The sequence below is a fragment of the Paenibacillus sp. AR247 genome, from assembly GCF_002968895.1.
Lineage (GTDB): Bacteria > Bacillota > Bacilli > Paenibacillales > Paenibacillaceae > Paenibacillus_AQ > Paenibacillus_AQ favisporus.
The window spans coordinates 259239-259707 of sequence record NZ_PCZT01000024.1 but is presented as its reverse complement, the minus strand read 5'-3'; the positions used below and the strand labels follow the sequence as shown (position 1 = coordinate 259707).

The 469-nt window shown below is 56.1% G+C and carries 1 protein-coding gene and 1 pseudogene; both read left to right on the top strand.

What is annotated here, in order from left to right; translation table 11 throughout:
- Positions 1 to 310, top strand: a pseudogene (locus CPT76_RS32080) (bacitracin ABC transporter ATP-binding protein); the annotation flags it as partial.
- Positions 285 to 469 (top strand): hypothetical protein (locus CPT76_RS40935; RefSeq protein WP_258169019.1); only part of this gene is annotated, 185 nt, incomplete at its 3' end. The pseudogene CPT76_RS32080 and the gene CPT76_RS40935, both read left to right, overlap by 26 nt.

Here is a 469-nt window from a genome sequence, read left to right as displayed (position 1 = left end):
GCGGGCGCTGATCCACCGGCCTTCGCTGATTTTGGCGGATGAGCCGACGGGCAATCTTGACTCCAAGGCGTCCAAGGACGTCATGGAGACGCTGGATCAGATGAACCGGCAGGAGCAGGCGACGGTGCTGATGGTGACCCATGATCCGGTCGCGGCGAGCTTCTGCCACCGGGTCATTTTTATCAAGGACGGCAAATTCTATAACGAAATCTATCAGGGCAGCAACAGGCAGGCGTTTTTCCAGAAAATCATCGACATGCTGTCGCTGCTGGGGGGAGACAGCCGTGTCCTTTCTACAGTTCGTTTATAGAAATGTCGCCCGCAGCAAGCGGACCTATGCGGCTTATTTTCTCAGCAGCGCCTTCTCGGTCATGATCTTCTTCATCTGCGCCCTGTTCCTGTTCAGCCCCTATACTCCGCGGGCAGCTGATCTACCCGATCGTGATGCAGACGATGATCACCGCCGAAT